Source organism: Sandarakinorhabdus cyanobacteriorum, assembly GCF_002251755.1.
Lineage (GTDB): Bacteria > Pseudomonadota > Alphaproteobacteria > Sphingomonadales > Sphingomonadaceae > Sandarakinorhabdus > Sandarakinorhabdus cyanobacteriorum.
The window spans coordinates 62744-69079 of sequence record NZ_NOXT01000111.1 but is presented as its reverse complement, the minus strand read 5'-3'; the positions used below and the strand labels follow the sequence as shown (position 1 = coordinate 69079).

General features: G+C 64.0%; 6 protein-coding genes. 1 reads left to right on the top strand and 5 read right to left on the bottom strand.

Features of this window, described 5'->3' with window-relative positions; all coding sequences use genetic code 11:
* Nucleotides 1-98: 98 nt before the first annotated feature.
* Nucleotides 99-1181, bottom strand: coding sequence for a hypothetical protein (locus CHU93_RS09760; RefSeq protein WP_094473883.1), 1083 nt, complete (start codon nt 1179-1181; stop codon nt 99-101).
* Between the two features lie 114 nt (nt 1182-1295).
* Here CHU93_RS09760 and CHU93_RS09755 point away from each other — a divergent pair, with 114 nt between their 5' ends.
* Nucleotides 1296-2348: a YeiH family protein gene (locus CHU93_RS09755; RefSeq protein ID WP_094473882.1), complete on the top strand. Its 1053-nt coding sequence runs from the start codon at nt 1296-1298 to the stop codon at nt 2346-2348.
* On the opposite strand, the gene CHU93_RS09750 is transcribed toward CHU93_RS09755, so the two are convergent.
* Genes CHU93_RS09750 through metG form a run of 4 tightly spaced genes read right to left on the bottom strand, consistent with a single transcriptional unit; the run spans nt 2343 to nt 6298 of the window.
* The gene (locus tag CHU93_RS09750) at nt 2343-3122 is read right to left on the bottom strand and encodes an MBL fold metallo-hydrolase (RefSeq protein ID WP_094473881.1); all 780 of its coding nucleotides are present in this window, start codon (nt 3120-3122) and stop codon (nt 2343-2345) included. The two genes, CHU93_RS09755 and CHU93_RS09750, sit on opposite strands and share 6 nt — an antisense overlap.
* Nucleotides 3123-3134: 12 nt before the next feature.
* Nucleotides 3135-3992: a formyltetrahydrofolate deformylase gene (gene purU, locus CHU93_RS09745; protein WP_086116264.1), complete on the bottom strand. Its 858-nt coding sequence runs from the start codon at nt 3990-3992 to the stop codon at nt 3135-3137.
* Nucleotides 3989-4762: a TatD family hydrolase gene (locus tag CHU93_RS09740; RefSeq protein ID WP_094473880.1), complete on the bottom strand. Its 774-nt coding sequence runs from the start codon at nt 4760-4762 to the stop codon at nt 3989-3991. The genes purU and CHU93_RS09740 overlap by 4 nt, the downstream gene beginning before the upstream one ends.
* A 3-nt stretch (nt 4763-4765) precedes the next feature.
* Nucleotides 4766-6298, bottom strand: a complete 1533-nt coding sequence (gene metG / locus CHU93_RS09735; protein ID WP_094473879.1) for a methionine--tRNA ligase — start codon at nt 6296-6298, stop codon at nt 4766-4768.
* Nucleotides 6299-6336 lie beyond the last annotated feature (38 nt).

Sequence of the window (6336 nt, the reverse complement as noted above, 5' to 3'; positions counted from 1 at the left end):
CTCTAAGTTGCGGGGAGTGACATCTCTAAGTTGCGCCTACAGACCATGAGACTGATAATATATATTATGTTTAATATCAAAGGCGCTAGCGGCAAGCCTCAATCTTCTGGAATCAGCTTCGCCATCGCGCCGCGCCGGTACACAACCCTGTCCCAGCCCACCAGGCCGCCCACCGACAGATCATTCAGGAGATAGAACCTCGCTGCCGGATATGTGTGGTCACCAATGTCCCGCACGTCGCTCCAGCCCCAATGGCCGACATGCTCGCCTGCATCGTCAAAGTTCGGCGGCAACAGATACAAGGGCCTGGCCAGCACATGCGCCATGCCCCACGTGTTGCGCACGATCTCCACCAGACGGCCCTGCTGGCGCTGCAGGATGCGGCTGCGGGAAAAGATCATCAGCTGCGCCAACCGCCAGTCGACACCCATGATGGGCTTCGGCGTTCCCCAATCAGGCCGATCCTCGTCAACCAGAACCACGTCGGCATCGGCGATCGTGCGTCGCCCCGTGGTCAGGCAATAGCCGGCGCCATAGACGGCAGACAGCCGGCTGCTGAGCACTGGGCGATCGGCATAGGGCACGTCCACGCCCAGAGCGCTCACCTCGGCGCGCACGTCGGGCAGCGCCGCTGGCCGGCAGCCGCCAAGTGCCGGCGCGATGAACCAGGCGGTGATCGGCGCTCCGTTCGCAAGTGCGGTCGGCCTGCCCACCAGCACCATGCGCGCAACGCCGCTCAACAGCAGGCGCTGGCAGAGGTCGCGACAGGCCGGCGCGGGCCGCGCATCCCAGGTGCCAAGCAAGGCGACCCGGCTGCCGCGCGGCAGCAGCAGCGGTTGGCCATGATCCTGGCCGGCCAGCGCGACCAGCATGCGATCGAGGCGGCGATTGCTGATTTCGGCCACGCCAATGCCGGCCCCCAGCATGACCAACAGCGATGCCGCCGCCGCCACCCAGCCAGACAAAGGCCGCAACAGCAGCCAGATCGGCAGGCCCGCCAGCATGTAACGAAATATTGTTGGCGACGCGGTGAAGAAAATCGCCAGCGGAATGCCGATGATCGTGATTGCCAGCCCCAATTGCAACAGGCAACCCATTCCGCTGACCCAGGCGACACTGCCCGCGAAGGCGGCCGCAATCAGCCGTTTCAACCATTTTTCGACGTCGTGCAGCGAATTCACCGCTCATGACTATCAGAATGCTGTGCGCTGGCAAGGGCCGTTCCCCACAGCCGATTGGTCCCACGCATCGCCTGAACTCTTGGCGATCCAGCAATCGCGCCCTATCGCTGGGCCATGACCGCCCTGCCCGACTCCCTGCCCCAGGCCGCCGATCTCTATGGCGATATCGAACGCACGCCGTCGGTCAGCTGGCGCGATTATGTGCCGGGCCTGCTCGTGGCCGTGCTGGCGACACTGGCGGCGGCGTCGCTCTCTGATCGTTATGGCGCGCCGCTGACCCTATTGGCGCTGCTTATCGGCCTTGCCATGAATTTCCTGTCAGCCGATCGGCGGCTCACACCAGGCCTGACTTTGGCCAGTCGCGAGTTGCTGCGTTGGGCCATCGTGCTGGTCGGTGCCAGAATCACGCTGGAGCAGATCATTGCTTTGGGGCCGCAATCCCTGCTGGCAGTGGTGGCCATTGTCGCCATCACGATCGCGGCTGGCGTTGCCACCGCCCGCAGCCTGGGCTTTTCGCCGGCGTTCGGCACCTTGTCGGGCGGTGCCGTTGCCATCTGCGGCGCGTCCGCTGCCATGGCTCTGTCGGCCACACTCAGCGAACGCCGGGTTCGCCAGGCCGAATTGACCCTTGTTCTCGTTGGCACGTCGACCATGAGCAGCGCGGCGCTGGTGCTCTATCCGGCCATATGCGAGCTCTTTCATCTCAACGACTTGCAGGCCGGGTTTGTGCTCGGTGCGTCGATCCATGATGTGGCGCAGACATTGGGCGCCGGCTATGCCTTTTCCCCCGCGGCCGGCGAAACCGCCACCATCGTGAAACTGGCACGGGTTGCCTTGCTGGCGCCGGTGCTGGCGCTGGTCGCCATGGCCTTCCCAGCCCCACTGAAGATCAGCGGCGGCAAACGCGCCGCGCCGCTGCTGCCCTGGTTTGTGGCCGGATTTTTCGTGGTGGCAGGCGTCAATTCCACCGGCATCATTCCGGCTGCGGTATCGGGCCTGGCGGCGGATGCTTCGAGCTGGATGCTGGCCGTGTCGGTGGCTGCCACGGCCATCCGTTCGCCGTTGGGTGAAATCCTCAAGGCCGGGCCCAAGCCGCTGCTGGTCGGCCTGGTCGCCAGCATCACCAGCCTGGCGCTGGCGCTGGGGTTCGCCCTTTTGGCGCTATAAAGTGATGACCAGCCCGTCGTAACCGGGCTCAACCCCGGGCGGCAGTTCGGCCAGCAAGGTGGCATAGTCCAGGGTTTGGTCCATGTGGGTCAGCACTGCCCTGCCCGGCCGCCGCTCTAGAATCCAGTCCAGCGTTTGCGCCAGATGGCTGTGCGTCGGATGCGGGTGCCGCATGGCCGCATCGACCACCCACAGATCAAGGTCGGTCAAAGCCAGATCAGCGCGATGGTCAAAGGCTTTTACATCAGTTGAATAGGCAAAACTCTTCCCATCATGATCAAAGCGGAAGCCCGTCGATTCAATGTCGCCATGCAGTTGGGGAAAGCCGATGATGCGCAGATCGCCCAATTGCACCGGTGCCACCAGATCATGTGCTACGCAGGTTGCCGGATAACCATGCGCGCCTTCGAACACATAATCGAACCGCGATTTCAGCACAGCAAATGTGGCCGGGCTGGCCCACACGTCGATTGGCCGCTGCATGGCATGAAACACCGGCCGCAGATCATCAATGCCATGGGCATGATCGGCATGATCATGGGTGATGAACACCGCATCCAGATGGGCCACTTGCGCTGACAACAATTGCTCCCGGCAATCCGGCCCGCAATCGATCAGCACGGTCTTGCCGGCCGCTTCCACAAGCGCGGACACGCGGCGGCGCCGGTTCCTGGGGTTGGCTGGATCACACAGGCCCCAATTGCCGGCACCGCCAGGGCCGCCGATGCGCGGCACCCCGCTGGAACCACCGCAACCAAGGATGGTGATGCGCACGCCCGCCCTGCCCTATGGCCGGAACACGATCGTGCGCTGGCCGTTGGGCAGAATGCGCCGCTGGGCGGCCCAGGTCACGGCGCGGGCGAGCACCTGTGCCTCCAGATCGCGGCCCATGGCGGCCATGGTCTCGGCGCTGTGGCCATGATCCACCCGTTCGGTCATCTGCTCGATGATCGGGCCTTCATCCAGATCGCCGGTAACATAATGGGCGGTGGCCCCGATCAGCTTCACGCCGCGAGCATGCGCCTGGTGATAGGGCCGGGCGCCTTTGAAGCTGGGCAGAAAACTGTGATGGATGTTGATGCAGCGGCCCGACAACGCCTGGCAGGCCTGATCCGAAAGCACCTGCATGTAACGGGCCAGCACCACCAGATCGATGCGATGATCCTCTACCAGTTGCAGCAACCGCGCTTCCTGGCCGAGCTTGTCGCCGTTGGTGATCGGCAGATGATGGAAGGGTATGCCGTGGAACCCGGCCAGGGGGGCCAGATCGGGATGGTTTGACACCACCAGCGGGATGTCGATGGGCAGGCTGCCAACCCGCCAGCGATGCAGCAGATCATTGAGGCAATGGCCGCCCTTTGAAACGGCGATCATCACGCGCAGCCGGTCGTCGCTGGAAACCAGTTCCCATTCCAGATCAAAAGCTTCCGCAATTGCCTTGAAACCATCGCGCAACACGGGCAGCGCGGGGAACTGTGGCCCGCCGGGCTGGAAGGCGATGCGCATGAAGAAGCGGCCGCTTTCCAGATCTGCATATTGCTGGGATTCGATGATGAAGCCCTGGTTGCCGGCCAGCCAGCTGGTCACGGCGGCGACGATACCGATGCGATCCTGCGCCGTGACCGTCAGAATATAATGGGTCATGCCGCGGCCCTTGCGAACAGCGCATGGAAATTGCGCGTGGTGGTCGCCGCCAGATCCTCCACCCGTTCGCCGCGCAGCTCGGCGAGGAAGCGCGCCGTGTGGGCCACAAAGGCCGGCTCACAAGTTTTCCCGCGCATCGGAACCGGCGCCAGATAGGGCGCATCGGTTTCCACCAGCAGGCGGTCTGCGGGGATGGTCTTCGCCGTCGCCTGCAGATCACGGGCACTCTTGAACGTCACAATGCCCGACAGGCTGATGTAGAAGCCCAGATCCAGCGCCGCCTCGGCAAAGGCCTGGCTGGCGGTGAAACAATGGATCACCCCGGAGAGCGGCCCCTCCCCGGCTTCACGCAGCAGGTCCAGCGTGTCGGCTTCGGCGTCGCGGGTGTGGACGATCAACGGCAGTCCCGTCGCCCGCGCCGCCTGGATGTGGCTGCGGAAACTGGCCTTCTGCCGCTCCCGGTCCGACTTGTCGTAGTAATAGTCCAGCCCGGTCTCCCCTATGGCGACCACCTTGGGATGGGCCGTGGCGGCGATCAGCGTAGCCGCATCGGTATCGGGACGCTCATCGGCTTCATGGGGATGGATGCCAACGCTGGCCCACACGCCATCATGCGCGTCGGCAATCGATATCACCCCGTCCCACTCGCTCACACGGCAGGAAATCGCCAGAAAGCCTGACACACCGGCCGCCCGTGCCCGCGCCAACACGCCGGGCACATCGTCTCCCAGACCGGCGTAGTTCAGGTGGCAATGGCTGTCGATCAACATGGCTCAGCCATCCAGCGTGACACGCGGGAACACGCCAGCGGGTGCCGGCAGCTGCGTGCCAGCTTCAACAGGCGTGTTGAAACCACTGAAATCACGGGCATCTGTTGCCACACCAAGCTGATCGAGCAGGGCGGCCGTGCTGGCCGGCATGAAGGGTTGCGCCAGCAGCACAATCCGCCTTGTGGCATCCAGCGTCGCCGCCAGCACCTCGGCCATGCGCACCGTATCGGTCTTGGCCAGCGCCCAGGGCGCATTCTCGGCGAAATAACCGTTGGCCGCCGTCACCATCCCCATGATGGCATCCAGCGCCTTGTGGAGCGCAAGAGCATTCATGGCCGCGAAATAGGCTTCGGTCCCGGCATGGAACGCCTCCTTCAGGCGGAGTTCGCTGTCGCCAGGCTGGCCGCGCACCGGCATCAAGCCGCCCAGATTCTTGGCCACCATCGACAGGCTGCGCTGCGCCAGATTGCCGATGCCGTTGGCCAGATCGGCGTTGGTGCGCTCGACAATGGCCTCGTCGCTGTAACTGCCGTCCTCGCCAAAGGGGACCTCGCGGCACAGGTACCAGCGCAGCCGGTCAACGCCAAAGCGGGTGGCCATATCGGCCGGGTCGACGACATTGCCCAGCGTCTTCGACATTTTCTCGCCGCGGTTTAGCAAAAAACCATGGCCGAACACGGTTTTGGGCAGTGCGATCCCGGCCGACATGAGGAAGGCCGGCCAATAGACGGTGTGGAACCGCACCACATCCTTGCCAACGATATGCAAATCGGCCGGCCACCATTCGCCGTCCAGCCCGCCGGCCCCGGTCAGATAATTGGCCAACGCATCCAGCCAGACATACATGACATGCCGCTCATCCCCCGGCACCGGGATGCCCCAGCTGAACGAGGTGCGGCTGACCGACAGGTCCGAAAGGCCGCCGGCCACAAAGGCGCGCATCTCGTTGAACCGGCTTTGCGGCTGGATGAAGGCGGGGTTGCTGTCATACAGGGTCAGCAGCCGCTCCTGATAGGCGGACAGCTTGAAGAACCAGCTTTCCTCCACCGTCCATTCCACCGGCGTGCCCTGCGGCGACAGCTTGATGGTGGCGCCGGCGGCATCCTGGGCCTCCACCAGCTCGGCCTCGTCATAATAGGCCTCGTCGCGGACCGAATACCAACCCTCGTAGCGGCCAAGGTAAAGATCACCATTGGCGGCCATGCGCTGCCACAATGCCTGCACCAACGCCTTGTGATCGGCATCGGTGGTGCGAATGAAGCGGTCAAAGCTGATGCCAAGCTGCTCGTCCAGCGCGCGGAACGGCGCCACCATCTGATCGACATAGGCTTGCGGGTTCATGCCGGCAGCACGGGCCGCTTGGTCGATCTTCAGGCCATGCTCGTCCGTGCCGGTCAGGAAGCGCACGTCATGGCCGTCCAGCCGCTTGAACCGGGCGATCACATCGGTGGCAATCGCCTCATAGGCATGGCCCATGTGCGGACGGCCATTCGGATAGGCGATGGCGGTGGTGACATAGAAACGCGGCTTGCTCATGGCCGTGGCCAATGCGGCATCAGCGCGGCCGTTTCAAG